We start from the raw sequence: 26,274 nt of genomic DNA on the forward strand, positions 1-26,274 counted from the left end.
CAGGCGCTCGTCGAGCGACGTCGGCGCAACACCGGAATGATCAGCATGGGGACTCTCGGGTCTGCTCTGCACACACCCAGGCTTGCATCTCGAACCGACACAGTCCGCTCCGCGGCTCACTTCTCTGCTCAAGCTTGACTTCACTGCCCAGAATCGCGCGAATGCCGCCGAACGTGCCCGCAAACGCGATTCACGGCAGCGAAGTCAAGCCTCAGCAGCGAAGTCAAGCCGGGCACCAGAGTCAGGCCTGTGCAGAGGAGTCAGGCCACCAGGAGGCCGCGCAGGTCGGCGTCGTTCCAGCGGGGGCCGACACCGGCGATGCGCACCCGCCGCAGATCCGCCCGGCCTTCCGGCGCGCCGTGCACCGACCGGTCGATGTGGATCTCCAGGCGTTCTCCGGCCAAGCCTTCGGCGAAGTCCTCACCCCACTCCACCACGGTGACCGCCTCGTCCAGGGTGGCTTCGAGGTCGAGGTCCTCGAGCTCGTCCCACCCTCCGAGCCGGTAGGCGTCCACGTGCACCAGCGGCACGCCGCCGCGCAAGGACGGATGAACCCTGGCGATCACGAACGTGGGCGAGGTGACCGGGCCGCGCACGCCGAGGCCCGCGCCGAGACCCTGAGTGAACGTGGTCTTTCCGGCACCGAGCCCCCCGCCGAGCAGCAGCAGATCACCGGCGCTCACGATGCCGGCCACCCGCCCGCCGAGCTCCTGCATGGCCTCGGCATCCGGGATATCGAGCTCGATCATCGCCGCCCCAGAAGACTCTTGACTCTCGTCATCGTGCGCCGGGGCGGCGGCATGCCGTCGCGTACCCGGGCCACCAGCGCCGCCAGGTGCTCGGTGACGAGTTCGTGCCGTTCGAGCAGAACCATGTGCCCGGAGTCGGCTACCTCGATGTACTCGGCGTGCGGCAGCGCCTTGGCGATGTCCCTGCTGTGCTTCACCGGGGTGAGATGATCGTGGTCGGCGGCGATGACCAGTCCGGGCAACGGGGCCAGTACCGGCAACGCATCGTGTGCGTCGATGCCCCACACCACCGGAAGGAACTCCGCGAGAACCTCCACCGGCGTCGACGCGTTCATGGCTGCGGTGAACTCGACCAGCGCGGGCGACCCGCCGTCGTCGAACGAGTAGCGCCGGGTCACCACGTAGCCGAGGTCGCTTCCCACCCGCCGCCCTCGCTCGATCAGCTCCGGGCGGCGGGCCAATGCGGCGACCAGTCCCGGGGCGCTGCGGCTGGCCAGCTTGCCCACTGGTGCCGGGAGACCCAGGGCCGATCCGTTGAGGCCCGTGGCGGTGGTGGCGATCATCGCCACGCCTCGGATCCGCTCGCCGAACAGTTCCGGACGCTCCAGCGCCAGCGCCAGGATCGTCATCCCGCCCATCGAGTGCCCGACGAGTATCATCGGCCCGGTGGGCACCACGGCGTCGAGCACCGCGGCGAGGTCGGCCGCCAGCCGTTCCCGGACTACGGCCTGCCTCGAGGGTCTGCGGCCGGTGCCCTGATTCGGGGGCGGTGAGAGGTCGTCACCCCCGGGAGCGCCACCCGAGCGACCGTGCCGCCGCTGATCCCAGAAGACCAGCCGGGCGTGGCCGCGAAGGTCGCGGCGCTGAAAATGCCACGAATCCTGTGTCAGCGCGTAGCCATGGCTGAACACGATGGTGAGGTCGGTGGGTTGCGGCGGCTCGTCGACCTCCACATACAGCGGCGCGCCGTCGTCGGCTACCACGATCTGCGAGGTGCCTCGCAACGTGCCGAACGGCTCGTCGGCGTACGGGTCGTCACGCCGGAGGGACCGGCCCATCACATAGCGCTCAGCCGCGAACCCGACCGCCGCTCCCGCGGCGGCCACCCCGAGCCAGGCTCCCGCCACACCCATGTTCTTGCCTCTGGTGAGGAGTCTCACGCCCGGTCCTCCTCCGCGCCGGTATACACGCGGGGCAGCCGCGGCGCGAATCTGGTGACGATCTCGTAGGAGATGGTCCGGCAGGCCTGCGCCCAGTCCTGGGCGGTGGGCTCGCCGCCGACGCCATCGCCGAACAGGACGACGTCGTCGCCGGCCCGGACGTCGTCGTCACCGAGGTCGACGACGAACTGGTCCATGCACACCCGGCCGGCCACGCGACGCACCTTACCGCCTACCAGAACGGGCGCACCGGGACCGCCGTCGCCGCCCGAGCCGTGCCGGGGCACCCCGTCGGCATAGCCCAGCGGCACCAGGCCGAGTGTGGTCTCTTTGTCCGTCACGTAGAAGTGCCCGTAGGACACGCCGCTGCCGGCGGGAACCCGCTTGGTGAGCGCCAGCCGCGCGTGCACCGACATGGCCTGACGCAACCCCACGTCCGGCGGAGCCGCCAGGTCCGGCACCGGTGAGAGCCCGTATACGGCCAGGCCGGCGCGGACGAGATCGAAATGGGTGTGCGGGAGCATCAGGGTAGCGGCCGAGTTCGCCAGATGCCGAACCTCCGGACGCGCCCCGCGGGCCTCGGCGAGGGCGACGGCGGACTGGAAGGCCTCGATCTGCGCGGTGTTGACCGGGTGGTACGGCGCGTCGGCGATCGCGAAGTGCGACCACAGCCCCACCACCTCCAGGACACCTTCCGCCTGCGCCTTCAGGGCATGATCGACCAGCGCGGGCCAGTCGGCCTGGGTGGCGCCGGATCGGCCGAGGCCGGTGTCGACCTTGAGGTGCAGCCGGGCGACTCGACCCGTCTCACGTGCGGCCGCCGCGATCTCGTCCACCGCCCAGGTAGCCGACGCCGAGACGTCGACGTCCGCGGCCAGGGCATCCGTCCACCGCTCGCCCGGCGCGCACAGCCAGGCCATCAGCCGTCCGCCGACTCCGGCCGCGCGCAGCGCGAGCGCCTCCGTCAGCACGGCCGTGCCCAGCCACGTGGCACCACCGGCCTGCGCGGCCCGGGCGGCCTGGACCAGGCCGTGGCCGTAACCGTCCGCCTTGACCACGGCCATCACCTGTGCGGATCCGGCCCGTGCCCGCAACTCGGCCACGTTGCCGCGAATGGCCGCCAAGTCGACGCGCACCTGGGCATGCGCGACGGCGGCACCTGCGTGTTCGACCACGTGGCGATTCTCGCAGAACCAGCCGCGGCGAACACGTCAACCCCGGCCTGATCGGCCGATCAGAGCAGGTCGTGCGCGGCCACCAGGCTGACCATCGCGCCTGGGACGGCGTCCAGCACGTCGCTGGCCGCGGGTTGTCCGGCTGTCCCGGCCGCCACCTGACCTGCGACGCCGTGGATGTGGGCGGCGACGCTGCCGGCGTCGAGCGGGTCCAGCCCGGCCGCGAGCAGTGCGCCGCCCAGGCCCGCCAGCACGTCCCCCGAACCGGCCGTGGCCAGAGCGGGCGTACCGGTGGAATTAACCCGGACCCGCCCGTCCGGTGACACAACGAGCGTCGTCGATCCCTTGAGCAGGACGGTGGCACCCCATCTCCGGGCTGCTTCCCGGGCATGATGCAGCCGGCGGGCTTCGACGTCGCCACGGTCCACGTCGAGCATCCGGGCGAGCTCTCCGGCGTGTGGCGTGAGCAGCGCCGGACACGTCAGTTCGGCGGGCAGGTGGCGGAGACCATCGGCGTCCACCAGCACCGGCAGGCCGGAGGCGAGCGCGGCTTCGGCCTCGTCGCCGCGATCGTCACCGAGACCCGATCCCACCGCCCACGCCTGCACCCTGTCGGTGTGCTCGACGTCCGGTGCAGTGACGGCCTCGGGCCAGCGCTCCAGCACCATCGCGGAGACCTCGCGTGGGCCGGCGTAGCGGACCATGCCGGCCCCGCCGTGCACGGCACCGCCCACGGACAGCAGGGCAGCACCGCGATACCGAGTGGAGCCGGCGAGCATGCCGAGCACGCCACGCCGGTACTTGTCGGCGTGCCGGCCCGGGACCGGGATTCGGGCCGCAACGTCGCCGTGTTCGAGCATCTCTACCGCCGGCCGGGGCAGGTAGGGTCCCAGTCCGATATCGACCAGCTCGATGTGCCCGGCGGCTTCGGCTGCCGGGTCGATCAGCAACCCGACCTTGTGCGTGCCGAACGTGACGGTGACGTCCGCGCGCACATGCGCGCCCGGGGTCTCTCCCGTGTCCGCGTCGATACCGCTGGGCAGGTCGACCGCGATCACCAGGCCCGCGTCCGCGGAGGCCAGTGCGGCGAGGTACGCCGCGTCGTCGCGCAGTCCGCCCTTCCCGCCGATGCCGAGGATGCCGTCGAGGACGATGTCCGCCTTCCTGACGGCCTGTTCCGCTGCCGGCGTGAGGGGGCCGTCGTCGTCGGAGAGCACGCGCCCGCCGGCATCGAGGAACGCGCTGAGGCCCGACTCGTGGACCCGGTCGTGCCGCAGCACCACCGCATCCACACGGGCTCCGCGCCGCGCCAGCCGGGCGCCCGCCCACAAGGCGTCGCCGCCGTTATCGCCGCTGCCGACCAGGAGCACCACACGGGCGCCGTAAGGCCCGCCGCGAGCTGGCCGCGTGACCTGTCCTCCACCACGCCAATCCATTCCGGGTGAGGCGTTGTCCGCGCCTCGCAGGATCCGGGCGCACACCGCTGCCAGCCCCGCTGCCGCTCGCTGCATGAGCGCACCGTCGGGGAGCGTCGCCAGGAGTGCCGACTCCGCCGCACGTACGTCGGCCACGGAATGCGCGGTGATCATTCAGCTCCCTCCAGGACCACCATCGCCGACGCCACCCCGGCATCGTGCGACAAGGACAGATGCATCGTCTTCACCCCGAGTTCGGCACAGCGCCGCTCCACGGTGCCGCGGACGGCGAACCACGGCCGGCCGTTCTCGTCGCTGACCACCTCGGCGTCGTGCCACTGCAAGCCGATGGGTGCGCCGAGCGCCTTGGCCAGCGCCTCCTTCGCCGCGAACCGCGCGGCCTGCGAGGAGATGGGCCGGTCGCGCTCGGCCGGAGTGAAGACCCGCTCGGCCAGCGCCGGCGTCCGTTCCAGCGTCTCGGCGAACCGCCCGATGTCCACGACGTCGATACCCACGCCAACGATCACCCTCTCAGCCTACGGGTCCGGTCGTCGGCCGCGGCCGCACACTGGCCTGGGTGGGCCGAGTACCTGCTCCGCCGGCCGTTTCGTTCACTTCTCGGAGGCGGTCAGCGCATCACGCTCCGTTCCTGTGCGGGGCACTAGACTCGACCATCGTGCTCAGTCTCCTGGCGGTCGCTCATCTAGGGCTGCTAGCCGCGTGGCTGGGTTCGACGCTGTACAGCCTTGTGATCGTGCAGCCGAGGGCGGCTCGCTTCTTCGGCTCCGACGACGAGCAGGCGCCGTTTCGTTCGCGTGTCGTGGCGGCTATGGCCGCAACGGATCTTCGCTCTGCCGGAGGAGCGCCCGGCGCATCGTTCAGCACTGCGGCGGCACGCCTTGACCATGGTGGGCCTGGTCGGCACGGCGTTCGTCCTCGCCGTCGTCGGGCTCACCTGATCCACAAGAGCGCAGCCGTGCAAGCAGCGCCTACTCGACGGTGACGCTCTTCGCCAGGTTCCGCGGCTGGTCCACGTCGAACCCGCGAGCGCTGGCCATCTCGCAGGCGAACACCTGCAACGGAACTGTGGCTACCACCGGCTGCAGAAGGGTGGGGCAGTCCGGCACCCGGACGATGTGATCGGCGTAGGGCGCCACGGCTTCGTCGCCCTCCTCGGCGATTACGATGGTGCGGGCGCCGCGGGCACGGATCTCCTGGATGTTGCTGACAATCTTGTCGTGGAGCACGGACCGCCCTCGAGGGGACGGCACGACGACAATCACCGGCACCCCGTCCTCGATCAGCGCGATGGGGCCGTGCTTCAGCTCGCCCGCCGCGAACCCCTCGGCGTGCATGTAGGCGAGCTCCTTGAGTTTGAGCGCGCCCTCGAGGGCCACGGGGTAGCCGACATGGCGGCCGAGGAAGAGCACCGACGTGGCGCCGGACAGCTCGCGAGCCAGTGCCCGGACCGGCTCCATGGTCTCCAGGACCTGGTCCACCTTGGACGGCAGGTCGGACAGGTCCCGGACGACGGAGCGGATCTCGTCGCCCCATTTGGTCCCGCGCACCTGCCCGAGATACAGACCCACCAGATAGCACGCGATGAGCTGGGTGAGGAACGCCTTGGTGGACGCCACCGCCACCTCGGGACCGGCGTAGGTGTACAGCACCGCGTCGGACTCTCGCGGAATAGTCGAGCCGTTGGTGTTACAGATCGCCAGCACACGCGCACCTTGTTCCCGCGCGTAGCGCAACGCCATGAGCGTGTCCATGGTTTCGCCGGACTGGCTGATCGCGATGACGAGCGTCTGCCGGTCGACCACCGGGTCGCGGTAGCGGAACTCGCTGGCCAGCTCCACTTCGCAGGGCACCCGGGTCCAGTGCTCGATGGCGTACTTGGCCACCATCCCGGCGTGATAGGCGGTGCCGCACGCGATGACGACGACCTTGTCGATCTCCCGCAGCTCCTCGTTGGACAGCCGCATCTGGTCCAGAGACAGCTGCCCACCCGCGCCGACCCGCCCCAGCAGCGTGTTCGCCACCGCCTTGGGCTGCTCGGCGATCTCCTTGAGCATGAAGTAGTCGTAGCCGTCCTTGGCCGCGGCCGAGGCGTCCCAGTCGACGTGATACCGGCGCTCCTCTGCCGGCGCGCCGTAGAAGTCGGTGAGCGTGACCTCGTCGGCGGTGAGGTCCACCACCTGCCCGTCGCCCACCTCCAGCGCTTCCCGGGTGTGGGCGATGAACGCGGAGACATCCGAGGCGAGGAAGTTCTCGCCCTCCCCCAAGCCGACCACCAGGGGGGAATTACGACGAGCCGCCACCACCCGGTCCGGCACGTCGGCATGCACGGCCAGCAGCGTAAACGCACCCTCGAGACGCAGGCACACCGCACGCATGGCGTCGGCCAGGTCCGCCCCGCCTGCGACCTCGGCGGCAAGGAGGTGGGACACCACCTCGGTGTCCGTGTCCGAGGCGAACGTCACGTCGGACGCCTCCAGCTCGGCGCGCAGCCGGGCGAAGTTCTCGATGATGCCGTTGTGGATCACCGCGACCCGGCCGGCCTCGTCCAGGTGTGGGTGGGCGTTGCCGTCGGTGGGCGGCCCGTGCGTGGCCCAGCGGGTGTGTCCGAGACCGGTGGTGGACGCGGGCAACGGCACCTCGTCCAGCGCCTTCTCCAGGTTGGCGAGCTTACCGGCGCGCTTGGTCGACGCCAGCGCGCCGTCCGCGACGACGGCGATGCCGGCGGAGTCGTATCCCCGGTACTCGAGTCTGCGCAGCCCCTGCACGACGATGTCGATCGCCTGCTGGCCGCCTACGTATCCCACGATGCCGCACACGCCAGCCAGCGTAGTCCCCGCCACACCCGCGGCCCCAGTCCACCCGCTCCGGCGGCTTACGCCACCCGCCCCGGGCCGTGCCGTGAGGTCGTCGTGGGTACCCGTGCTGCGAGCGACGCCTCGCTCGCGCACAATAGGGGCGCCATGACCGAACACGGAGCAGCGCCGCTGTCCCCCTTCGTCGACCTCAACCGGGCCGAGTGGGCGCACCTGCGCGACCAGACCCCCCTGCCGCTCAACGCCGACGAGCTGGAGGCGCTGCGAGGGCTCGGCGACGAGGTGGATCTCGACGAGGTCCGCGACATCTACCTGCCCCTGTCCCGGCTGCTGAACCTGCGGGTGCGGGGAACAGCGCGCCTGCATGAGGCGACGACGACGTTCCTCGGATCCTTCGCGGAGCGCACGCCTTTCGTGATCGGCATCGCGGGTTCCGTGGCGGTCGGCAAGTCCACCATCGCACGGCTCCTGCGGCTGCTCCTCGCCCGCTGGCCGGACCACCCCCGCGTCGCGCTCGTCACCACCGACGGATTCCTCCTGCCCAACGCCGAGCTGGAACGGCGCCAGCTGTTGCAGCGCAAGGGGTTCCCGGAGTCCTACGATCGCCGCGCGCTCCTGCGTTTCGTCGCCTCGGTGAAGTCCGGCGCGGAGGAGATCACCGCGCCTGTCTACTCCCATTTGACGTACGACATCGTGGCCGGTGAGCACGTGGTGCTCAAACGGCCGGACATCGTCCTCCTGGAGGGCCTCAATGTGTTGCAGCCGGCCCGGGCGCGGGGCAACGGCGTCTCCGGGCTCGCGGTCAGCGACTTCTTCGACTTCTCCATCTACGTCGACGCCGCCGACGACGACGTCCGCCACTGGTACGTGCGCCGTTTCCTGCGCCTGCGCGAAACCGCCTTCCGGCGGCCCGAGTCCTACTTCCGGCGGTATGCGGAACTGGACCACGATGCCGCCGTCGCCCAGGCCGAGCACCTCTGGGACACGATCAACGGCCCCAACCTCACCCAGAACATCCTCCCCACCCGGGGCCGTGCGACGCTCGTCCTCACCAAGGCCCACGACCACGCGGTCCAGCGGATCCGGCTACGCAAGATCTGACGCCGCGGATGGGCTCCCGGGGCCGTGTGCGTCTTTCGTTAGGATCAGCGGGTGACTGGTCGCCTGCTCGTGTTCTCCAAGACCACCGGATACCGGCACGAATCCATCGAAGCGGGTGCCGCCGCGCTGAGCCAGATCGGAGCCGAGGCCGGATACGGCGTCGAGGTGACCGAAGACGCGTCTGCCTTCACTCCGCAGAACCTGGCCGGCGTCGCGGCCGTGGTGTTCCTGAGCACGTCCGGTGAGGTTTTCGACGACGCCCAGCGGAGGGCGCTGGAGAGCTACATTCGATCCGGCGGGGGATACGCGGGCATCCACGCCGCATCCACGACGGAATACCACTGGCCGTTCTACGGCGACGTCGTCGGCGCGCGGTTCAACGGGCACCCGCACGTGCAGCCCGCCACCGTCGTCGTCGAGGACTCCACGCATCCTGCCACCGCCCATCTCGGACCGACATGGGCGTGGACCGACGAGTGGTACAACTTCCGTGCAGACCCCCGGGGCCGGGTCAACGTGCTCCTCTCCGTCGACGAGTCGACCTACGAGGGCGGCGAGATGGGACCGGGCCACCCCATCGCCTGGCACCATCGCGTGGACGACGGCCGCTGCTTCTACACCGCCCTGGGGCACGCCCCCGAGGCCTTCGGCGAGCCCCGCTTCCGCCAGCATCTGCTGGGCGGCATCCGGCACGCCGCTGGAGATGATCCAAACTCGGGCGTGCCATCACCATCCGCGGCGTCGGCACCCTAGGGTGTACTCATGCACTTGCGCTACACAGCGCGTTCAGACGTCGGTCTCAGCAGAGACGGCAACGAGGACGCGGCGATCGCCGGACCGAACGTCCTGGCTGTCGCCGACGGTATGGGCGGGCACGCTGCCGGTGAGGTCGCCAGCCACGCGACGGTCGACGAGCTGATCCGGGCAGACCTCGACGGGGCCCCGGACCCGGTCGGCTCGCTCGCCGCATTGTTCTCCGCGGCCAATGCGCGTATCCGGCAGCTCGTCATCGACGCGCCGGAGCGCAACGGCATGGGCACCACAGCCACCGTCATCGTCACGTCGGGCGCGCACCTGCCGCCGGGCACGGTGGCGGTCGGCCACATCGGCGACTCCCGGGCCTACCTCCTGCGAGCCGGGGAGCTGCGCCAGCTCACCCGCGACCACACCTTCGTCCAGACCCTGGTGGACGACAAGCACATCACACCGTCCGAGGCGAGAGTGCACCCGGCGCGGTCCGTGGTGACCAAGGTCTTGCAGGGAGTCGAGCCGGTCGAGCCGGATCTCTTCCTGGTGGAGGTCGAGGTCAGGGACCGGATTCTCATCTGCAGCGACGGCCTCACCGACGTCCTCACCGACGAGGTCCTTCAGGAGACGCTCACGTCGGCGGATACGGTCGAGTCGGCTGCCGACGAGCTGATCCGGCTGGCGCTCGACGGCGGTGGACCGGACAACATCACGGTAGTCCTGGCCGACGTCGTGGGGCTGGAGCCGGCCGACGGCCAGGTCGACCCAGCACCAACCTACGTCACCGGCGCCGCCGCCTCCTGAATGATCATGTAAACCATGTTTTCTCGTGCTTCACCATGTCTGCAGCCCTGGTGAAGCACGAGAAAACATGGTTTACATGATCATTCAGGGCTGGCGTGGGTGGGGAGCGGTCACACGTCGCGCTGATACCCGGCCGCCCAGCCCTCCACCCGGTAGCCCAGCGTCTCGTTGATGCTGATCATCTGCTGATTCGAGTCAGCGTTCCAGGTCCAAATGGCTTGAATACCCGGTCGGTCACGCAGCACTTGACGGAAGTTCGCCGCCTTGAGCAGGAGACCGAGGCGATGCCCCCGGTGACCGGGGTCGACCAGCGTCGTGTCCTGGAAGCCGACCTCGTCGCTGTCCTGGTGAACGGTGATCCGGGTCAGACCGGCCATGGTGCCGTCCCCGGACACCGCCACGGCGCTCCATGCGCTGCGGCCCATACGCTGCGCCCGCTCCTCGATCTTGCGGATCCTCGCTTCGTCCCAGACTTCCGGCTGGTAGTCCAGCTCGCCGAGCGGTGCATCGGTGGAGAGCCTTCCCTCAAGCCGGGCGTACTCATCCACCAGGTCATCGGGTACCCGGTCTCGCCAGGCCACGATCTGGTACCCCTCCGCGTGCGGACGGGCTTCGTCCTCCGCCTTGGCGATGGCGTCCAGATCGAACGGTGGCCGCTGTACCCGGGCGATCTCGGTGATGCGGCGGGTGAACCCATGCTTCTCGAAGAACCGCGTCCCCGACGTCTGCGACGCGTCGGCCGGACCTTCAAGGTAGGTAAGCAAGCTCGTGCGCTGGTTCTCCCGGGCCGCACCCTCGAGCGTCTCCAGAAGCGCTGTGCCGACCCCGCGCCGCCGTGCCTCGGGCCTCACCCAGATCTCCGGCTCGCCGAGGGCCGTGTTGTCTCGCAACGGAAGGCCGAGCTTGGCCGCGCCAACTGGGCGAGCGTCCTCCTCCGCCAGCCACAGCTTCGCGTCCACGTGCTCGCTGGGATCGAAGATCACCCGAAGCTCGCGCTCGCTATATCGCGGACCGGTCGGATGGTCCGCGACGTGCGCCGAGTGGTAGGTCTCGTACCACGCCGAGAAGGCGTCCTCTGCTGACGTGATGGTCCGGATGCGCATGCACCAAGAGTGGCGCTTACCAAGACACGACCGCAACGGATTTTCGCGGCCGGACCCTGCTCCCCTAGTGGATCAGATGCCGAAATCGCCCACAGAGAGCGCCGTTCGATCAGCTGATCGCTGATCAGAGGGCGAGCGACTCCTCCACCGCGGCGGCAAGACGACGAGCCACGGCATCGGCCTGGTCGACGGTGGCGGCCTCGACCATCACCCGGACAAGCGGCTCTGTCCCCGATGGGCGCAACAGCACCCGGCCGGTTTCGCCCAGCTCCGTCTCGGCCGTGGCGATGGCCGCACGGACGCCGTCGTCGGTGGCAACCCTGGCTTTGTCGACCCCGGGCACGTTGACGAGCACCTGCGGCAGCCGTTCGACGATGCCGGCGAGATCGCCGAGAGGGCGCCCCGTGCCGGCGACTCGGGCGAGCAGGTGCGCCGCCGTGAGCACGCCATCGCCGGTGGTGCTGTGGTCGAGCAGGATGACGTGCCCGGACTGCTCGCCGCCCAGCGCATAGCCGCCGTCTTTCATCGCCTCGAGCACGTAGCGGTCTCCGACGGCCGTGTCGATCACGGTGATGCCGGCCGTCCGCATGGCCAGCCGGAGGCCCTCGTTGGACATCACCGTGGCGACAACGGTGTCGTGACGGAGCAACCCGTCCTCGTGCATGCCGGCGGCCAGGATGGCCAGGATCTGGTCGCCGTCCACGATCTGCCCGGCCGCGTCGACGGCGAGGCATCGGTCCGCGTCGCCGTCGTGCGCGATGCCGGCATCAGCGCCGACCTCGACAACGGTCTCGACGAGACTGTCCATGTGCGTCGATCCGCAGCCGTCGTTGATGTTCAAGCCGTCCGGCTCCGCACAGACCGTCACGACGTCGGCGCCAAGCCGGCGCAACACCTCAGGCGCTGCCTGATACGCCGCGCCATGAGCGCAGTCGACCACGACCTTCAGCCCGTCCAGCCGGTATGGGGCAGAGCCCACCACGTGGGCGACGTAGGTCTCCAACCCTTCCGGGTAGTCGAGCACACGCCCGACGCCGGCGCCGGTAGGGCGCTTCCACGGCTCGCGCAGCCGGGCCTCGATCGCGTCCTCCAGAGCGTCTTCGAGCTTGTGCCCGCCCTTGGAGAAGAACTTGATGCCGTTGTCCGGCATCGGGTTGTGGCTCGCCGACAGCATCACGCCGAGCTCGGCATCGAGGCGGCCGGTGAGGAACGCGACGGCAGGAGTGGGCAGAACACCGACGCGCAGCACGTCCAACCCCGCGCTCGCCAAGCCTGCCACCACGGCGGCCTCGAGGAACTCCCCGGAAGCCCGCGGATCGCGGCCCACCACCGCGGTGGGCCGGTCGGTGCCGAACGCTCCGGCCTCACCGAGGACGTGCGCGGCAGCCACGGACAGATCAAGCGCCAGCTCCGCCGTGAGATCGACATTCGCCAATCCCCGTACGCCATCGGTGCCGAAGAGACCCGCCACGTTCTTCTCCTTGTTCCGGCTTCATCGCCCAGGTCACAAGCCGCGGCCGCGCCTGTGTACGCGGAACGAGTTCGACCCCGGGAGCCGTCGAGTCCCCCGGGGCCGAACCATCTGACAGGCGCGGTGCTGGCGCTGTCTAACGCTTGCTGTACTGCGAGGCCTTACGCGCTTTCTTCAGACCGGCCTTCTTGCGCTCCGTGACCCGAGCGTCGCGGGTCAGGAATCCGGCCTTCTTGAGCACGGCGCGGTTGTTGTCGACATCAGCGGCGTTGAGCGCCCGCGCGATGGCGAGGCGCAGCGCGCCGGCCTGTCCCGAGGGGCCACCGCCGTGCAGCCGTGCCTGGATGTCGTAGCGGCCGTCCAGCTCCAGCTCGACGAAAGGCGAGCGGATCAGCTGCTGGTGAACCTTGTTCGGGAAGTACTCTTCCAGCGCGCGGCCATTGACCTTCCACTGGCCGCCGCCGGGCGTGATACGGACCCGCGCGATGGCCTCCTTGCGACGGCCGGTGGCCATCGCCGGCTCGATCGCGGAGAATCGCGATGGGGTCGACTCGGATGTGAAGCTCTCGGGCGAGGTCTCCTCGGCGCCGGCCTCGTTCTCGACTGTGGTTTCCGTCATGTCCTCGCTCACGGTGTTGATCTGGGTGTCGGTGGCACTCACTGCGCGACCTGACCGATCTCGAAGGGAACCGGCTTCTGAGCCGCGTGCGGGTGCTCCGGTCCGGCATAGACCTTCAGCTTGCCCAGCATCTTCCGGCCGAGGCTGTTGTGCGGCAGCATGCCCTTGACAGCCTTCTCGATGACCCGGCGCGGGTTCTTCTCCAGCAGGTCCGCATAGGTGGTGGCGCGCAGGCCACCGGGACGGCCGGAGTGCCGGTAGTCAATCTTCTGATCGAGCTTGTTACCGGTCAGCGCCACTTTGTCCGCGTTGATGACGATGACGAAGTCACCGGTGTCAACGTGCGGCGCATAGACGGGCTTGTGCTTTCCGCGCAGCAGAGTGGCGGTGTGGGAGGCGAGCCGGCCGAGGACGATGTCGGTGGCGTCGATGACATGCCACTGACGCTCGACGTCACCGGGCTTGGGGCTGTACGTGCGCACGGTCGTAGGCCTTCGCTTTGGTCGGTAAGGATGGTTCGGTCTTGGTGCACCGCCCACCCGACAGGGCAAAACGCCGGCACACACAACGACGCCCTAGCTTACTCGGCCCGGGGGCACGCGGTCAAAACATGAGCCGCCACCCGGGCGTCGTCGCCAGTGGGAAGCCCTACGCTGTGGTATTGCTTCCCGTCACGACGTTCCAGGTCGCCGAGTATACGGCCTCCGCACCACCTCTAGCCACAGCAGCGAGGAGTGATCCGGCGTGCCCGTCGAGCTTGTCTACGAGACCCATTCGATCAGCGAGGACAACGAGAAGGGCATAGCCACCGGCTGGCTGCCGGGCAAGCTCTCCGCACGTGGCCGCCACCTCGCGGCCGACCTGGGCGCGCGACGTCGAGACGATGGCATCGCCGCCGTATTCACCTCCGATCTACGCCGGGCCGTCGAGACGGCGGAGATCGCCTTCGCCGGCACATCCATCGAGATCATTCAGGATCCGCGGCTGCGCGAATGCGACTACGGCGAGCTCAACGGCTGCCCCGTGGAGGTGCTGGCGGCCGAGCGCGCCATGCGGGTCGACGTGCCGTTCCCGGGAGGGCAGAGCTACCGAGACGTGGTCGCCGCTACCGCACTGTTCCTGAACGACCTGGCCGCGACCTGGCAAGGAAATCGGGTTCTTGTGATCGCACACTCCGCGAACAGGTGGGCCCTGCAGGTTCTGCTCGGCGGCGCGTCCCTCGGGGACGTGGTGGACGCCCCGTTCACATGGCAAGAGGGCTGGGAGTTCGTAATCCCGACAGACCGGCCGATCGGTGAAAGCCTCCGGGCGCCGTCGGGCCTACCCCCGTTCGGCGCGCGTCACAATGGCTCGACATAGCGCCGACGCCACTCCGGCGCCGGGTCACCGCCGACACTCGTCCAGTACTCGCGGCCGTGGACGACCTGACCGTCGCGCACGGTCCAGAACGACGCCGCCCGGAACACGCCCATGCTCACGTGCGGCACCTCCACCTCGGCCACGACGTCGTCCCCATCGGCCACGATCCGCAGCACCCGGATGGACCAGCCCTCGGGGTACTCACTGTTCACCGCGACGAAGTTCGTCCGCCCGACGATCCGCTCACCGCTCGCCGGCCACTCGATCACCGCATCTTCGGCCACGAGATCGCCGACGCCGGCCCAGTCCCGCTCCTCGATCCGCTCCCACAACGCTTCGACCACCTTCATCGGCTCCATGCCCTGAGCATGCCAGGAAGGTCTGACAACACCGCGGGTCAGCGCGGGCGTACGACGCGACCCTCGTCCCACACCGGCTCCGGCGACTCGTAGACCGTTCCGTCCGCGCCGAAGACGAGGAAACGGTCGAAGTCCCGGGCGAACCACCGGTCATGGGTCACCGCGAGCACGGTTCCGTCGAATGCCTCCAGCCCGTCCTGCATTGCCTCGGCCGAGACGAGGTCAAGGTTGTCGGTGGGCTCGTCGAGCAGGAGCAAGGTGGCACCGGACAGTTCGAGGAGCAGGATCTGGAACCGGGCCTGCTGCCCGCCGGACAGGGAGTCGAAGGCCTGCTCGGCCGCATAGGCCAGCTCGTAGCGGTCGAGGGTGCGGCCCGCCTCCTCCCTCGCCATGCCGGAACGGCGGCCGTCACCACGGTGCAGGATCTCCAGAAGAGAACGCCCCGCAAGCTCCGGGTGGTCGTGGGTTTGTGCGAACCAGCCAGGGCGTACCCGGGCGCCGAGTCGCACCACACCGGAATGTGCCACCGGCGGGATCGGGACGTCGTCGACCGGTAGATGCTCGGCTTCCGGATCGGTACCGCCACCAGCGAGCAGGCGCAGGAAGTGGGACTTACCGGAACCGTTGGAGCCGAGCACGGCGACCCGCTCGCCGTACCAGACCTCCAAATCGAACGGACGCATCAGGCCGGTCAGTTCCAGTTCTTCACACACCACCGCGCGCTTGCCGGTGCGCCCTCCGCGCAGCCGCATCGTCACGTTCTGCTCGCGCGGTATCGCCTGTGGCGGACCGGCCTCCTCGAACCGCCGCAGTCGGGTCTGGGCAGACCGGTACCGCGAGGCCATGTCGGAGTTGTAGGCGGCCTTCTGCTTGTACATCTGCACCAGCGCCTTGAGCTTGGCGTGCTCCTCGTCCCAGCGACGACGCAGCTCCTCCAGCCGGGAGAACCGGTCCCTGCGCGCCTCGTGGTACGACGCGAACCCGCCGGGGTGGACCCACACGGTGTTGCCGGCCGAGCCGAGCTCCACGGTGACGATGCGAGTGGCGGTGCGCGCAAGCAACTCCCGGTCGTGGCTGACGAACAGGACCGTCTTCGGCGTCTCGGCGATCCGCTCTTCGAGCCAGCGTTTACCGGGCACGTCGAGGAAGTTGTCCGGCTCGTCGAGCAGCAGCACCTCGTCGGGCCCGTGCAGCAGTGCCTCGAGCACGAGCCGCTTCTGCTCGCCGCCGGACAAAGTGGAAACCTGCCGCCACTGGCACCGTTCGAACGGCACGCCCAGAGCCGTCGTCGTGCATACGTCCCACAACACCTCGGCCTCGTAGCCGCCGGCGTCGGCCCACTCGCTCAACGCCTCGGCGTAGGCCATCTGGGTGGGCTCGTCGTCGCGGTCCATCATGGCCAGCTCGGCGGCGTCGACGGCCGCGGCCGCACGCCGGACTCGCGGCGGGGCGACCGACAGCAGCAAGGACCGGACGTCCTCGGCGTCACGCGCCACGAACTGCCGCATGATGCCCAGGCCACCGGTCCGGGTGATCGCGCCTTGGTGCGGCTCGAGGTCGCCCGCCACGATCTTCAGTAGCGTCGTCTTGCCCGATCCGTTGGGTCCTACCAGCGCAACCTTCGCGCCGTCGCCCACTCGGAAGGACACGTCGTCGAGCAGCACCCGCCCGTCGGGCAGCGTGAAGGAGACGGAGTTCAGGTCGACGTGGCCCACAATCATCCAGTGTCCCGCCGTCCTAGGCGGCGTGTCGATGCATTTTCGTCCGCAGCCACGCCAGAGAACCGACATTGTCGGGGCGATCACCCTGACAACGTCGGTAACCTGACGCTGCGCACACTGCTTCAGGTCAGACGAAGCCCGAGTCGCGCAGAGCCAGCCACGTCGTGGCAGCGGTCCACCCGGTTCGTTCCGACCAGCGGAACGAGAGATCATCGACGGTATGACCCCACCCCTCGACGGGCTGCTCGTCGCCGACTTCAGTCGCGTGCTGGCCGGGCCGCTCGCCACGATGACCCTGGCCGACCTGGGCGCCACCGTGATCAAGGTGGAACGTCCGGGTTCCGGCGACGACACCCGCTCGTGGGGTCCGCCCTGGACGCCAAGCTCGAGCTCCTACTTCGAGGCCGTCAACCGGTCCAAGCAGAGCGTGGCACTGGATCTCGGTGATCCGGACGACCTGGCCCGCGCACAGGAACTGGCGCGCCGGGCGGACGTCGTCGTCGAGAACTTCCGCACCGGGACGATGGCGAAGCACGGCCTGGGGTACGACGACGTGGCCGCCACCAATCCGGGCGTCGTGTACTGCTCGATCACCGGGTTCGGCAGCGGCGCGGGTGCGGACATCCCCGGCTACGACTTCGTGGTGCAGGCCGTCGGCGGGCTGATGAGCGTGACCGGTGAACCGGACGGGGAACCGCAGAAGGTGGGCGTCGCGCTGGTCGACGTGCTTACCGGCAAGGACGCGACTATCGGCATCCTCGCGGCGGTCGAATCCCGGCGCCGGACGGGCCACGGCAGCCACGTGGAGGTGAACCTGCTCTCCAGCCTCCTCGGATCCCTCGTCAACCAGGTCTCCGGATACCTCACCACCGGCGAGCCGCCACGGCGCATGGGAAACCGGCACCCCTCGATCGCCCCGTATGAGGTGCTGCGCTGCCAGGACGGCTTTCTTGCCTTGGCATGCGGCAACGACCGGCAGTTTCGCCGCCTCACCGAGGTCCTCGGCGTACCGTCCCTCGCCGACGACCCTCGCTTCACCACCAACGGCGCCCGGGTGGAGAACCGGCACGCGTTGACCGGGTCCCTGGAGGCGGCGCTGGCGTCGAACGTGCCGGAGGTGTGGGAGCCGAAACTGCTCGCTGCCGGCATCTCGGCCGGCCAGGTGTCCGACATCGCTTCCGCCGTGACCCGGGCCGAAGAGCTGGGGCTCGCCCCCACGGTGGAGATGGGCGAGGACCACCCCCGTCAGGTCGCTCCCCCGGTCCGGTTCTCCAGCCGGAGGCACGAGCATGCCGACGCCCCGTCCGCAACCTCGCGGCCCACACCACCCCCGCGGCTGGACCAACATGGCGACACCGTCCGAGCGTGGCTCTCCGGCGAACCGTCGGCGCCGCTGCCCCGGCCCGGCGGCTGATCGCCACTACCCGCCGCTACCCGTCGCCGCTTTTCCGCCGCGCGCACCCCGGAAGGACCCTCGATGACGATCAAGTCCGCTCACGAGACCGCCCTGCTCACGTTCGACCCGCATGATCCCGCCGGTATCGATGACGAGCTCACCGACGACGAGCGGGCCATTCGGGGGGCGGTGCGGCAGTTGTGCAGCGACCGGATCCAGCCGCATGTAGGCGACTGGTTCGAGGACGGCGAGATTCCCGACGTGCGCGGCCTGGCACGCGAACTCGGGACGCTCGGCGTCCTGGGCATGCACCTGACGGGCTACGACTGCGCCGGCATGTCCGCCACGGAGTACGGCCTGGCCTGCCTGGAACTGGAGGCGTGCGACTCCGGCGTGCGCTCCCTTGTGTCCGTGCAGGGCTCCCTCGCGATGTACGCCATCTGGCGATTCGGCTCGGAGGAGCAGAAGCAGGCGTGGCTTCCGCCGATGGCGGCCGGGACCGCCATCGGCTGCTTCGGGTTGACCGAGCCGGACCACGGCTCCGACCCGGCGGGCATGCGAACCCGCGCGCGCCGGGACGGCACGGACTGGGTGATCGACGGGCGGAAGATGTGGATCACCAACGGCTCGATCGCCGACGTGGCCGTGGTGTGGGCGCAGACCGACGACGGCATCCGCGGCTTCGTCGTACCGGCCGACACACCAGGGTTTTCCGCACCGGAGATCAAGCACAAGATGTCGCTGCGGGCGTCGGTCACCAGCGAGCTTGTCCTCAACGGCGTCCGTCTTCCGGCCGACGCCATGCTCCCCGAGGCACAGGGGCTGCGAGGGCCGCTGTCCTGTCTGAACGAGGCCCGCTACGGCATCGTGTGGGGCGCCATGGGCGCCGCCCGCGCCGCATTCGAGTCCGCGCTCTCCTACGCCTCCGACCGCGAGCAGTTCGGCCGGCCCATCGCCGGGTTCCAGCTGACTCAGCAGAAGCTTGCGAACATGGCCGTCGAGCTGGTGAAGGGCCACCTCCTGGCGCTGCATCTGGGCCGGCGCAAGGACGCTGGACGGCTCCGGCACGAGCAGGTCAGCCTGGGCAAGCTGAACAACGTCCAGGAAGCTCTCGAGATCTGCCGGACTGCCCGCGGCATCCTCGGCGCCAACGGGATCTCGCTGGAGTATCCGGTGATCCGGCACATGAACAATCTCGAATCGGTGCTCACCTACGAGGGCACCGTCGAGATGCACACGCTCGTGCTCGGCCAGGCCCTGACCGGCCACGCCGCCTTCCGCTGACGTCGTCAGCCTGAGCCGCCGGACCTCCGGCCCCGACCCCTTCCCTGCCCGTTGGTCATGGGCAGAGGAGGTATCGTCGCGAAGTGCCGCCACTCGACGTCCCGGTCGAAAATGCGCTCAGGCTTAGGGATCATGGCGCCACCAATGATAGGAGCATGTTTCGACGAAACATGCTCCTACCTTCTGCGCCGCACCAGTGCTTCGCATGGGCTGTGGTCCCACACATCGGACAAATCGCCCCTCACAGCGACCACAACCCATGCCAGGGGTTGGATTAGACGCGTTGCCAGGTTTCGCGGGCAACTTGGCAGGGACCGCCGCGGTGCACCATGAGCCGACCGTCGGCCACGTCGATGCTCACCGTCGCCAGCGTCTCCGACCGCAGCTCGAAGGGGTCGTCGGCCGAGGCGTGACAGCACACCGGCGCACCGTCCTCAGCATGGCTGAGCATCGCCTCCACTCGCGTCATCAGATCCGCCGACGACAATCCGGCCCCCCGGGCACGCATCCGCTTGAGCCGGTCGTAGGTGTTCGGCCGCACCGTCCCGAGTCGTTCGCCGCCGCTCAACGAGGCGTCCAGGAAGTGGTTGGTGTGGACGTAGAAGCCGTCGTCGTCGGGCTCGGCCATTCCGACCCCGGCCGGACTCAGCTCCAGCCCAGCGACGCTGCCGCGCTCACCGTCGTGCGCCACGACGGTGAGCACCGTCGACGCAGACAACCGCGCGGAGCGGGCGATCTCGGTCGCTTGGTCCACGGTCGACGCCTCGTCGAGGATGTGCCGGGCCACTGCATGGACCGGCACGCCGATTCGGTCGTGGTCCGAGGCGTGCCGGAGGATATTGAAGTGCACGCCGAGACCGGCGCTGTTCACGCCGATCTTTCCGAGGATCCCGAACTCTGTGAGGCCGCGAACCACATGACCGTGGCGGGGCTCGTAGATCCACGCCATCGGCGTATCCCGGAGGCTGTCGTTCCAGTCCCAGGTCTGGATCGTGCGGGGTGTCCCCCTGAGGGGGACCGAGACCGCCGTCGAGCATTCGTTCGGACCACGGGCACGGACCGCCGCCAGGATCTCGGTGCGCGCGTTCACCGCGCCGACCTGCCACACCGGCATGCCCGCTCCGGTAGCGATCCCGGCGATCTCCTCCGCCAGCTCAGGAGCCCACGCCTGGATCTCCTCGAGAGCGCGCTCGGCCCACGAGCGGACCTCGTCGACGCTCGCGCCCACCGCACCGAACAATCTCAGGTAGCCGGCGAGGCCCGCCTGAATCTCCTCGCTCCACGCCGCGCCATACTCCCGGCCTCGGCCACCGGCCGTCATCACGGTGGAGGTGAACGCCGGCAAGGCATCGGGGTGGCGCCGCACTGTGGACATGCCGGTCACGCTACCGCGCTGAGAACGGCGTCCCAAGCGCCTCGGAGGCGATGGAACCGAAGCCGGCCGGCACGGCCGGCACGGTCGGCTTCGGCGGCGTCGTCGTCTCATCAGCAGGCAAGGACGGCGACTTATGATCGGGGCTGTGCCAACCGATCGGCCGGTCAACCTCATCATCGCCCCCAAGCGGACGGGCGTGTCCTGCGGGACCGGCTTCACGAGACCGGTGCGCAACGTCCGCGAGCGCCGAGCGCCTCCACCCGATCCGGCTCGAGCTGTGCGAGTCCACGCAACGACGCCCCCTGCCCCCAGGCAGCGCCAGCACATCGGAAAGGCGGAGCAGCATGCCCTCGTACGCTGACATCGACCTCGTGGTCTTCGACATCCTGGGCACCCTCGTCAACGAGCCCGGCGGGCTGCACGACAGCATCCGCGAACTGGCTCCGGACAGCAGCGCCGGAGATGTCGGCGGCCTCGTCGAGATGTGGCAGAACTACGTCGCAGACGAACAACAGAAGATGCTCGACCGCGGCCGCCCCTACGCCAACAGCGACGCCGTCGACCGCGAAGCGGCGGAACTCATCGCGGCCAGGTGTGGCGTCACCGACGCCACCGCCGTCGACAGGCTCGCCACGGCAGAGCGACGGCTCGACCCGTGGCCCGACACCGTCGAAGCTCTCGAACGGATCGCACGTCATCTCCCTGTCGTGGGCCTGTCGAACGCGAGCCGGGCAACCCTGACCGGCCTCAACCTCCACGCCGGACTGCGATGGCACTACGTGCTCTCTGCCGAGGACGCACAGAGCTACAAACCCGCCCCTGACGTCTACCGGCTCGCCGTGGACCTCACCGGCGGCACCCCTGAGCGCGTGCTCATGGTCGCCGCTCACGCATGGGACCTCCGCGGCGCTCAAGCCCTAGGACTGCGCACGGCCTATGTCCGGCGGCCCGTCGGCGACCCACCCCGGGCCACCGACGCCTTCGACTACCGAGCCGACAGCCTCGCCGATCTCGCGGCTGTACTCCTCGGCCGCCAGCACGCGCGAGTCCCGTGATCATCGACGGTTGGCCACCTGACCCATGTGCCCAACCGTCAATGATCGTGGGAGAGGTTGGGGTCGTGGAGGTGACAGGCGACGTCGACGGCGTTCACACGGAGTAGTCCGGGGTCGATTCCTGGACGGAAGCGCACCACCACGGCACCGCCGTCGGACTCGATCCGCTCGACACCCTTCCACAACGGGTCGTCCGGTTCGTCGGCGCGCGCCTCCTCCAGGAGCGCCGTGAGCTCGGCAGCGCGCCCGCCCGCTCTCACCCGGACCATCTCCTCGTGCGCGTCGACCTCGGTCAGCTCACCCACCAGAGGCTCTTCCCGTGCAAGCGCGTCCTCGCCCAGCCGGATCCACCGTCGCTCGAACATCGCCCGCAGGTCACGTGCCTCCCAGCCGCACGGTTCGAACGCGAACGGACAGCGCGGGTGGAACGAGCAGCCGTGTGGCGGCGCAGCCGCATCAGGTATCTCGCCCCGAGGCAGATCCCGGGGCACCTTTCGCTCCGGGTCGAGGTCGGGGACGGCACGCAGGAGCGCCTTCGTGTAGGGGTGCTTCGGATCGGCGAAGATCTCCTCGGTGGGCCCGATCTCGACCACCCGGCCGAGGTACATGATGGCCACCCGGTCGCAGAAGAATTTCGCTGTCGCCAGGTCATGGGTGATGTAGACGTAGGTCAGGTCGAGATCCCGCCCGAGCTCGAGCATCAGCTCGAGGATCTTCGCCCGGACGCTCATGTCGAGCATGGAGATCGGCTCATCGGCGACGAGCAGTTCCGGTCCGCAGATGATGGCCCTGGCGATGACCGCACGCTGTTTTTGCCCGCCGGAGAGCTCTGCCGGCAGCTTGTCGAGAAACTGGTCAGCCGGCGTCAGCCCCACCCGTTCGAGTGTCTCCCGGACACGTTCACGCGCTTCGGCCTTGCTCTTGACCAGCTTGTGGATCCGGAGCGGATGACCGATGGCGGTGGCCAGGTCCATCGACGGGTTGAGCGCGGCGTGCGGGTCCTGGAACACCATCTGCAGGCGGCGACGGACCGAACGCAGCTGTCGCTGCGGCATCCGCGCCAGGTCCAGGTCGCCGTAGGTGATGTGGCCGGAGGTAGGCCGGACCAAGCCCAGCAACGCCCGGCCCAGCGTGGTCTTGCCACTGCCGGACTCTCCGACCAGGCCGAGCACCTCACCCTTGCGCAGCGCGACGTTGACGCCGTCCACGGCCTTGACGGTCTCGCCCTCACCGCCCACCAGCCGGGCCAGCGCGCTGCCGCGAAGCTCGTAGTGAACCTTGAGGTCGCGGATCTCCATCAGAGGCCGCTCGGCGGACTGCTCCGGCGTAGTCATCAGCTCAGGCTTCGTCGGCAACGGTGATCTCCTCCCGGACCAGCGGTTCACGGCCGCCCTCTGGTACCAGCTCGTCCGGGCCGTGCAGCCAGCACTCGACTCTCTGCGGGCCTACCTCGACCTGCTCCGGGAACTGCTCCGGGCAGACGCGCATCGCCGACGGGCAGCGCGGATGGAAACGGCACCCCGACGGTGGCTCGATCAGGTCCGGCGGCGCTCCGGGGATGTAGTGCAGACCTGTGGTGGACAACGAGATGGTGGAGCGCAGCAGCTCCCGCGTGTAGGGGTGCTGCGGGCGGGCGAAGACCTCGGTGACCGGGCCCTGCTCCACGATCCGGCCCGCGTACATCACCGCAACCCGATCACATGCCTCGGCCACGATGCCCAGGTTGTGGGTGATGAACAGCAACGATGTGTCGAAATTGCGCCGCAGGTCACCCAGGATGCCGATGATCTGCGCCTCCACGAGCACGTCCAGAGCTGTGGTCGGCTCGTCGGCGACGACGAACGACGGACGCAGCACCAAGGCGAGGGCGATCATGATGCGCTGCCGCATCCCTCCGGAGAATTCGTGCGGGTATGCCCGGTACCGTGTGGGCGGGATGCCCATGGCGCGCAGCACCTCGATGCTGCGGTGCCGGATGTCTTGCTTCGACAGCCCCGGCTCGTGCGTACGCAACGTTTCCTCGAACTGGTCCGAGATTCGCAGCAACGGATTCAGCCGGGTGAGCGGCTCCTGGAAGATCAGCCCGAGATCCGGGCCACGCAGCCGCTGGATCGCCTTCGGGCTCGCGGTCACGAGGTTGCGGCCCTCGTAATTCACCTCTCCGGCCAGCTTCGCCCCACGCGGGAGTAGCCCCAGAACACCACGTCCCAGGGTCGACTTCCCGCATCCCGACTCGCCTACCAGCCCCAGCGTCTCACCGGGGCGCAGATCGAAGGTGACGCCGTCGACGGCTCGTACCGGGCCGCGCTCACTTCCGTACCAGACCCGCAGGTCGCGCACGGAGATCACCGGTTCGGTCATGCCGCACCTCCCTTGCCGGTTTCCCCGGAGCCGGGTTCCCGGCTGTTCCGGTCCTCGCCGCCGGTGTCCACCGGCCGGTCCTGGCCGGGCCGGTCGCGCTCCGGGACCTGGGCGGCTTTTGTCCGCTGGGCGGCGGTCAGCTCGGGCATGCTGATGGGGATCAGCCGGCGCACCCGGATGGCGGGGTTCATCGTCTCGTTCAAGCCCTCACCCATCAGTGTGAGCCCCATGACGAGCAGGACGATCGCCAATCCGGGGTAGAGACCGGTCCACCAGATGCCGGCGCCGGTGTCGGAAACCGCGCGTTGCAGGTCGTAGCCCCACTCGGCCGCCTCCGTCGGCTGGATGCCGTAGCCGAGGAAGCCCAGGCCGGCCAGGGTGAGAATGGCGTCGGCGGCGTTCAGCGTGGCGATCACCGGCACACTCTGGATCACGTTGGTCAGCAGGTAGCGGAACATGATGGTGGCCGGGCGTGCTCCCATGGCCCGGGCAGCCTCGACATAGGTCTGCTCCTTGGCGCTGACCGTTGCCGCTCGCACCACCCGGAAGTACTGGGGCACATATACGGCCGTGATCGCCAGGGCGGCCGTCGAGGCGCCACCTCCGACGTACTCGGAGAGCAGGAACGCGACGACGATGGCGAGCAGCAGCGCGGGCAGGGCGAACAGCGCGTCCATCACCATCACCAGCACGCGGTCCACCCACCGGCCGACGAAGCCGGCGATCAATCCCAGGAGCACCCCCAGGAAGAGCGAGAAGGCCAGCGCCAGCAGGACCACGGTGACGGCGGTCCGGGCACCCCACACAACGCGGCTGAACACATCGAAACCCTGGGTGGTGGTCCCGAAGATGTGCTCTGCGCCGGGCTCGGCGTGGTTCATGAACCGCTGGCCGTCGGCGCCGGCGACCTGGGAGAAGCCGAACGTGGCGATCAGCGGCGCGAAGACGGCCGTCAGCAACATCAGGACGACCAGGACGGTACCCGTCACCAGCATGAACCTGCCGACGCCGTGCGAGTTCCGGTACGGCCGCGCGATGCCGCGAAGCAATCGCACGACGCGGGTGCTGCCCTTCACCGGAGTCCGGCCGGGACCCGGCATGGGTTGGGTCACCGTGGCCATCAGTACCTCACCCTCGGGTCGATGATCGCGTTGATGATGTCGATCAGCAACGATGCCGTGACGACCGCGAGTGCCACCAGCGTGATGATGCCCTGCACCGCCACGTAGTCGCGGCTGTCCAGGTAACGGACCAGCTGGCTGCCGATGCCGTTCCAGTTGAACGTCTGCTCGGTCAGGATGGCTCCGCCCAGGAGCAACGCCACCTGAAGGCCGAGAATGGTGACGAAAGGCACCAGCGCGTTGCGGAACGCGTGCCTGATCACCACGTTGCCCTCCGACACACCACGCGCCCGGGCGGCCTCGACGTAGTCGCTGCGCAACGTCTGGATCAGGTTGATCCGGACGATGCGCATGAACACGCCGGACAGGAGCAAGCCGAGCGTCAGCGCCGGCAGGATCAGGTGTTGCACGCCGTTCCAGAATGCTGCTGAGTCCCCGGCCAGTAGCGCGTCGACGAGGAAGATGTTTGTCTCCGACGGCACCCGGGCCAGTACCAGCGGGCTCGCTTGCGAGCTGGACGGCAGCCATCCGAGGTTCCGTGCGAACACCAGCTGGAAGATCAGCCCCAGGAAGAAGACCGGTGCGGCATAGGTGAGGATGCCGAATACCCGCAGGCCGGCGTCCAGGCCGGTGTCACGGACACGGCCGGCGATCAGGCCCAGCGGAACGCCGATCAGCAGGGCGATCACCAACGCCGACGACGTGAGGGTGAGCGTCGCACCGCCGTTCACCTTGAAGATCTGGGTGACCGGGCGGCTGTCGACAATGGTGGTGCCGAGGTCGAACCGGACGATCCCGCTGATGTACTCCCAGTACTGCACGAAGATGGAACGGTCGTAGCCTGCGGCGGCGCGCAGCTGGGCGAGCTGCTCGGGTGAGCGCTGCCCGCCGAGGGCCACGGTGACGGGGTCACCCGGTGCCACCCGCATGAGGACGAACACGATGGTGAGAATCACGAGAACCTGGGGCACGAACAGTACTACCCGGGTGATCAAGTACGTACGCAGCGACCCAGCTGTGCGAGTCGACACCGGCACCAGCCTTTCTTCGGTTCATGACCTGCCA

General features: G+C 69.1%; 25 protein-coding genes. 8 read left to right on the forward strand and 17 right to left on the reverse strand.

Annotated elements, in window-relative coordinates:
- Positions 1-260: 260 nt before the first annotated feature.
- The 5 genes from tsaE to G1H11_RS03465 are packed head-to-tail and all read right to left on the reverse strand — an operon-like array spanning position 261 to position 5,026.
- Positions 261-749 (reverse strand): tRNA (adenosine(37)-N6)-threonylcarbamoyltransferase complex ATPase subunit type 1 TsaE, encoded by a 489-nt coding sequence (gene tsaE / locus G1H11_RS03445; protein WP_163816115.1) that lies wholly within the window; start codon positions 747-749, stop codon positions 261-263.
- Complete coding sequence (locus G1H11_RS03450; protein WP_163816117.1) at positions 746-1,909, reverse strand: alpha/beta fold hydrolase; 1,164 nt, start codon at positions 1,907-1,909, stop codon at positions 746-748. Before G1H11_RS03450 ends, tsaE begins: the two co-directional genes overlap by 4 nt.
- Complete coding sequence (gene alr / locus G1H11_RS03455; protein ID WP_163816119.1) at positions 1,906-3,084, reverse strand: alanine racemase; 1,179 nt, start codon at positions 3,082-3,084, stop codon at positions 1,906-1,908. Before alr ends, G1H11_RS03450 begins: the two co-directional genes overlap by 4 nt.
- Positions 3,085-3,143: 59 nt before the next feature.
- Positions 3,144-4,673 (reverse strand): NAD(P)H-hydrate dehydratase, encoded by a 1,530-nt coding sequence (locus G1H11_RS03460; RefSeq protein WP_174257374.1) that lies wholly within the window; start codon positions 4,671-4,673, stop codon positions 3,144-3,146.
- Positions 4,670-5,026, reverse strand: coding sequence for a holo-ACP synthase (locus G1H11_RS03465; RefSeq protein ID WP_163816120.1), 357 nt, complete (start codon positions 5,024-5,026; stop codon positions 4,670-4,672). The genes G1H11_RS03460 and G1H11_RS03465 overlap by 4 nt, the downstream gene beginning before the upstream one ends.
- A 288-nt stretch (positions 5,027-5,314) precedes the next feature.
- Here G1H11_RS03465 and G1H11_RS03470 point away from each other — a divergent pair, with 288 nt between their 5' ends.
- Positions 5,315-5,458 carry a hypothetical protein gene (locus G1H11_RS03470; RefSeq protein ID WP_163816122.1) on the forward strand — a complete coding sequence of 48 codons (144 nt, stop codon included), beginning with the start codon at positions 5,315-5,317 and terminating at the stop codon, positions 5,456-5,458.
- Positions 5,459-5,488: 30 nt separating this feature from the next.
- On the opposite strand, the gene glmS is transcribed toward G1H11_RS03470, so the two are convergent.
- On the reverse strand, positions 5,489-7,336 hold the full coding sequence (gene glmS / locus G1H11_RS03475; protein WP_163816124.1) for a glutamine--fructose-6-phosphate transaminase (isomerizing): 1,848 nt from the start codon (positions 7,334-7,336) through the stop codon (positions 5,489-5,491).
- A gap of 144 nt (positions 7,337-7,480) precedes the next feature.
- Here glmS and coaA point away from each other — a divergent pair, with 144 nt between their 5' ends.
- From coaA to G1H11_RS03490, 3 genes are read left to right on the forward strand one after another with little or no spacing between them, the layout of a single operon-like run.
- Positions 7,481-8,434, forward strand: a complete 954-nt coding sequence (gene coaA / locus G1H11_RS03480; RefSeq protein ID WP_163816126.1) for a type I pantothenate kinase — start codon at positions 7,481-7,483, stop codon at positions 8,432-8,434.
- A 51-nt stretch (positions 8,435-8,485) separates the two neighbouring features.
- A complete protein-coding gene (locus G1H11_RS03485; protein WP_163816128.1) occupies positions 8,486-9,187 on the forward strand; it encodes a ThuA domain-containing protein in 702 nt (233 codons plus the stop codon).
- 9 nt (positions 9,188-9,196) lie between these two features.
- Complete coding sequence (locus G1H11_RS03490; protein ID WP_163816130.1) at positions 9,197-9,985, forward strand: PP2C family protein-serine/threonine phosphatase; 789 nt, start codon at positions 9,197-9,199, stop codon at positions 9,983-9,985.
- Positions 9,986-10,095: 110 nt separating this feature from the next.
- Here the strand turns inward: G1H11_RS03490 and G1H11_RS03495 are convergent, their stop codons facing one another.
- The 4 genes from G1H11_RS03495 to rplM all read right to left on the reverse strand — a co-directional run bounded on the left by G1H11_RS03495 (position 10,096) and on the right by rplM (position 13,660).
- Positions 10,096-11,088, reverse strand: coding sequence for a GNAT family N-acetyltransferase (locus G1H11_RS03495; RefSeq protein WP_163816132.1), 993 nt, complete (start codon positions 11,086-11,088; stop codon positions 10,096-10,098).
- 124 nt (positions 11,089-11,212) lie between these two features.
- Positions 11,213-12,559: a phosphoglucosamine mutase gene (gene glmM, locus G1H11_RS03500; RefSeq protein ID WP_163816134.1), complete on the reverse strand. Its 1,347-nt coding sequence runs from the start codon at positions 12,557-12,559 to the stop codon at positions 11,213-11,215.
- A 136-nt stretch (positions 12,560-12,695) separates the two neighbouring features.
- Positions 12,696-13,178, reverse strand: coding sequence for a 30S ribosomal protein S9 (gene rpsI / locus G1H11_RS03505; RefSeq protein ID WP_163817010.1), 483 nt, complete (start codon positions 13,176-13,178; stop codon positions 12,696-12,698).
- Between the two features lie 38 nt (positions 13,179-13,216).
- Entirely contained in the window at positions 13,217-13,660 is a 444-nt protein-coding gene (gene rplM, locus G1H11_RS03510) for a 50S ribosomal protein L13 (protein WP_163816136.1), read from the reverse strand.
- A 262-nt stretch (positions 13,661-13,922) separates the two neighbouring features.
- Between rplM and G1H11_RS03515 the strand changes: the two genes are divergently transcribed.
- The gene (locus G1H11_RS03515; RefSeq protein ID WP_163816137.1) at positions 13,923-14,537 is read left to right on the forward strand and encodes a histidine phosphatase family protein; all 615 of its coding nucleotides are present in this window, start codon (positions 13,923-13,925) and stop codon (positions 14,535-14,537) included.
- Here G1H11_RS03515 and G1H11_RS03520 read toward each other — a convergent pair.
- Both G1H11_RS03520 and G1H11_RS26835 read right to left on the reverse strand, forming a co-directional pair.
- Entirely contained in the window at positions 14,519-14,896 is a 378-nt protein-coding gene (locus tag G1H11_RS03520; protein ID WP_163816139.1) for a nuclear transport factor 2 family protein, read from the reverse strand. The genes G1H11_RS03515 and G1H11_RS03520 overlap by 19 nt on opposite strands.
- Before the next feature lie 38 nt (positions 14,897-14,934).
- Positions 14,935-16,611 (reverse strand): ATP-binding cassette domain-containing protein, encoded by a 1,677-nt coding sequence (locus G1H11_RS26835; RefSeq protein WP_163816141.1) that lies wholly within the window; start codon positions 16,609-16,611, stop codon positions 14,935-14,937.
- 226 nt (positions 16,612-16,837) lie between these two features.
- Between G1H11_RS26835 and G1H11_RS03530 the strand changes: the two genes are divergently transcribed.
- Complete coding sequence (locus tag G1H11_RS03530) at positions 16,838-18,031, forward strand: CaiB/BaiF CoA transferase family protein (RefSeq protein WP_163816143.1); 1,194 nt, start codon at positions 16,838-16,840, stop codon at positions 18,029-18,031.
- 63 nt (positions 18,032-18,094) lie between these two features.
- Positions 18,095-19,297, forward strand: coding sequence for an acyl-CoA dehydrogenase family protein (locus G1H11_RS03535; protein ID WP_163816146.1), 1,203 nt, complete (start codon positions 18,095-18,097; stop codon positions 19,295-19,297).
- Between the two features lie 274 nt (positions 19,298-19,571).
- Here G1H11_RS03535 and G1H11_RS03540 read toward each other — a convergent pair whose 3' ends face one another.
- The gene (locus G1H11_RS03540; protein ID WP_216843418.1) at positions 19,572-20,672 is read right to left on the reverse strand and encodes a C45 family autoproteolytic acyltransferase/hydrolase; all 1,101 of its coding nucleotides are present in this window, start codon (positions 20,670-20,672) and stop codon (positions 19,572-19,574) included.
- 344 nt (positions 20,673-21,016) lie between these two features.
- Between G1H11_RS03540 and G1H11_RS03545 the strand changes: the two genes are divergently transcribed.
- Positions 21,017-21,727, forward strand: coding sequence for a haloacid dehalogenase type II (locus tag G1H11_RS03545; protein ID WP_163816148.1), 711 nt, complete (start codon positions 21,017-21,019; stop codon positions 21,725-21,727).
- 38 nt (positions 21,728-21,765) lie between these two features.
- On the opposite strand, the gene G1H11_RS03550 is transcribed toward G1H11_RS03545, so the two are convergent.
- Genes G1H11_RS03550 through G1H11_RS03565 form a run of 4 tightly spaced genes read right to left on the reverse strand, consistent with a single transcriptional unit; the run spans position 21,766 to position 26,240 of the window.
- The gene (locus G1H11_RS03550) at positions 21,766-23,082 is read right to left on the reverse strand and encodes an ABC transporter ATP-binding protein (RefSeq protein WP_216843419.1); all 1,317 of its coding nucleotides are present in this window, start codon (positions 23,080-23,082) and stop codon (positions 21,766-21,768) included.
- Positions 23,066-24,088 carry an ABC transporter ATP-binding protein gene (locus tag G1H11_RS03555; protein ID WP_163816149.1) on the reverse strand — a complete coding sequence of 341 codons (1,023 nt, stop codon included), beginning with the start codon at positions 24,086-24,088 and terminating at the stop codon, positions 23,066-23,068. Before G1H11_RS03555 ends, G1H11_RS03550 begins: the two co-directional genes overlap by 17 nt.
- Positions 24,085-25,209, reverse strand: a complete 1,125-nt coding sequence (locus G1H11_RS03560) for an ABC transporter permease (protein ID WP_163816151.1) — start codon at positions 25,207-25,209, stop codon at positions 24,085-24,087. Before G1H11_RS03560 ends, G1H11_RS03555 begins: the two co-directional genes overlap by 4 nt.
- The gene (locus tag G1H11_RS03565) at positions 25,209-26,240 is read right to left on the reverse strand and encodes an ABC transporter permease subunit (RefSeq protein WP_163816153.1); all 1,032 of its coding nucleotides are present in this window, start codon (positions 26,238-26,240) and stop codon (positions 25,209-25,211) included. The genes G1H11_RS03560 and G1H11_RS03565 overlap by 1 nt, the downstream gene beginning before the upstream one ends.
- Between the last annotated feature and the right edge of the window lie 34 nt (positions 26,241-26,274).

It is taken from the genome of Phytoactinopolyspora alkaliphila (genome assembly GCF_010550695.1).
Lineage (GTDB): Bacteria > Actinomycetota > Actinomycetes > Jiangellales > Jiangellaceae > Phytoactinopolyspora > Phytoactinopolyspora alkaliphila.

Bases quoted from the DNA above. Each gene is read 5' to 3' on its own strand.
- tsaE (WP_163816115.1), bottom strand. From the start codon at position 749: ATGATCGAGCTCGATATCCCGGATGCCGAGGCCATGCAGGAGCTCGGC.
- G1H11_RS03460 (WP_174257374.1), bottom strand. From the start codon at position 4,673: ATGATCACCGCGCATTCCGTGGCCGACGTACGTGCGGCGGAGTCGGCA.
- coaA (WP_163816126.1), top strand. From the start codon at position 7,481: ATGACCGAACACGGAGCAGCGCCGCTGTCCCCCTTCGTCGACCTCAAC.
- G1H11_RS03490 (WP_163816130.1), top strand. From the start codon at position 9,197: ATGCACTTGCGCTACACAGCGCGTTCAGACGTCGGTCTCAGCAGAGAC.
- G1H11_RS03495 (WP_163816132.1), bottom strand. From the start codon at position 11,088: ATGCGCATCCGGACCATCACGTCAGCAGAGGACGCCTTCTCGGCGTGG.
- rpsI (WP_163817010.1), bottom strand. From the start codon at position 13,178: ATGACGGAAACCACAGTCGAGAACGAGGCCGGCGCCGAGGAGACCTCG.
- G1H11_RS03520 (WP_163816139.1), bottom strand. From the start codon at position 14,896: ATGGAGCCGATGAAGGTGGTCGAAGCGTTGTGGGAGCGGATCGAGGAG.
- G1H11_RS03530 (WP_163816143.1), top strand. From the start codon at position 16,838: ATGACCCCACCCCTCGACGGGCTGCTCGTCGCCGACTTCAGTCGCGTG.
- G1H11_RS03535 (WP_163816146.1), top strand. From the start codon at position 18,095: ATGACGATCAAGTCCGCTCACGAGACCGCCCTGCTCACGTTCGACCCG.
- G1H11_RS03540 (WP_216843418.1), bottom strand. From the start codon at position 20,672: ATGTCCACAGTGCGGCGCCACCCCGATGCCTTGCCGGCGTTCACCTCC.
- G1H11_RS03545 (WP_163816148.1), top strand. From the start codon at position 21,017: ATGCCCTCGTACGCTGACATCGACCTCGTGGTCTTCGACATCCTGGGC.
- G1H11_RS03555 (WP_163816149.1), bottom strand. From the start codon at position 24,088: ATGACCGAACCGGTGATCTCCGTGCGCGACCTGCGGGTCTGGTACGGA.
- G1H11_RS03560 (WP_163816151.1), bottom strand. From the start codon at position 25,209: ATGGCCACGGTGACCCAACCCATGCCGGGTCCCGGCCGGACTCCGGTG.